Annotated in this window: 3 protein-coding genes; 1 reads left to right on the top strand and 2 read right to left on the bottom strand. The window is 50.5% G+C overall.

From position 1 onward, the window contains the following. Together WBV75_RS13185 and WBV75_RS13180 are read right to left on the bottom strand one after the other, a co-directional pair. On the bottom strand, positions 1-279 hold a 279-nt coding region (locus WBV75_RS13185), incomplete at its 3' end, for a MauE/DoxX family redox-associated membrane protein (RefSeq protein ID WP_424121050.1). Next, complete coding sequence (locus WBV75_RS13180; RefSeq protein WP_424121049.1) at positions 276-857, bottom strand: DUF1599 domain-containing protein; 582 nt, start codon at positions 855-857, stop codon at positions 276-278. The genes WBV75_RS13185 and WBV75_RS13180, both read right to left, overlap by 4 nt. A gap of 87 nt (positions 858-944) precedes the next feature. Here WBV75_RS13180 and folP point away from each other — a divergent pair. Next, positions 945-1,753: dihydropteroate synthase (gene folP / locus WBV75_RS13175; protein WP_424121048.1), on the top strand; the 809-nt coding region annotated here is incomplete at its 3' end.

Genomic DNA, 1,753 nt, shown 5'->3' with positions numbered 1-1,753 from the left:
CAGGAAGGTAAAGAACAGAATCGTCCCCAAAAGGGTCCACAGGGTCAGACGGATCTGATATCCCAGCAGTAAGGTAATACCCAGGATGACCTCGAGGATCACCACAAATAAAGCAATGGCCAGGGCGTAAGGTTCCAGAAAAGGCAAATCGAGCACAGCCGGGCTGAAATACTCTTCCAGTTTAAATGAAAAACCAAGAGGATCATTGAGTTTAATCAGGCCGCTTATGATAAAAAGCACCCCTACCGCAATCCGGCATAATTGTACGAAATACTTCACGGTGTCTTGTTTTGCGCTTCCTCTGCCGCTCCTTCATTTCCTTCTTCCCCCAGATGGATCAGGGCAAAAACAGCGTAATTAATCATGTCCTGGTAATTGGCATCCACGCCTTCACTCACCCGGGTAACCCCCTGGTTGTTTTCGATTTGCTTCACCCGCAGAAGTTTCTGCAGGATCAGGTCGGTGAGTGAGCTCACGCGCATATCCCGCCAGGCCTCTCCATAATCGTGATTTTTTGCCTCCATGAGGGCCCGGGTACGTCCAATATGGAGGTCGTACAATGCAATGGCCTCAGAGGGGCTTACATCCGGCATGTCCACAACACCCATTTCTATTTGTATAAGTGCCATAGCGGCATAATTGACAATTCCGATGAATTCAGACCGCTCCCCTTCGTCAACCTTACGGGTATTTTTTTCCTGAAGACTGCGTATGCGCTGGGCCTTAATGAAAATCTGATCGGTAAGCGAAGGGAGTCGAAGGATGCGCCAGGCCGCTCCATAATCCTTAAGTTTCGCAACAAAGAGCTCTCGACACTGTTCGATGACCTCATCATAGGCGCGGAGTGTTTCCTTCATAGATTTTGTGTAATTTTCCGGCGGGGAGGACCCCGGCCAAAAGTACCATTTTATGTGGTCAAAACAACAGAACAAAGGTATCGATTTATGACGATTTGCTGCAAAGGAGCATTGGTTGACCTCAGCCATCCGAAGGTCATGGGGGTTTTAAACTCCACCCCGGATTCTTTTTATGACGGGGGAAAATACTGGGATCCCTACCTGGGTCTGAAGCAGGTAGAGGCCATGCTTCAGCAGGGAGCAGATTTCATAGATGTAGGGGGTCACAGTTCCCGACCCGGAGCCCCGGAAGTGCCGGAAAAGGAGGAGCTCAAACGGGTAATCCCAATGGTTGAAGGGTTGTTGGAGGAATTCCCCGACGTCCTGATCTCCATAGATACCTTCAGGGCAGAAGTGGCCCGGCAAGCGCTGGATGCCGGAGCGGCTATGGTCAACGACATCAGTGCAGGAATGCGGGATTCCGCCATGCTCCCGCTCATTGCCGAGCGGCAGGTGCCCTATGTAATGATGCATATGCGGGGGACGCCCCAAACAATGGGGTCACAAACCAATTATGAAAACCTGATCACGGATATTCTTTACTATTTTTCTGAAAGGCTGGCGGAGGCCCGCAAACTGGGAATCACAGATTGCATTGCCGACCCCGGGTTTGGTTTTGCCAAAACGAGGGAACAAAATTTTGAGCTTCTGGCAGCCCTGAGTGCTTTTAAAACCCTTAACACACCACTCCTGATCGGGTTGAGCCGGAAGTCGATGATCCACAAAACCCTGGGCATTTCAACAGAAGAAGCGCTGAATGGCACTACGGCCCTGCATATGATAGCCCTTAAAGAAGGTGCCAATATCCTCAGGGTACACGATGTGCGGGAAGCCAGGGAGTGTATTCAACTCTGGGA

This window comes from Robiginitalea sp. (genome assembly GCF_049588695.1).
GTDB lineage: Bacteria > Bacteroidota > Bacteroidia > Flavobacteriales > Flavobacteriaceae > Robiginitalea.
The sequence above is the reverse complement of the archived record's forward strand: the minus strand, read 5'-3'. Positions and strand labels throughout refer to the sequence as shown.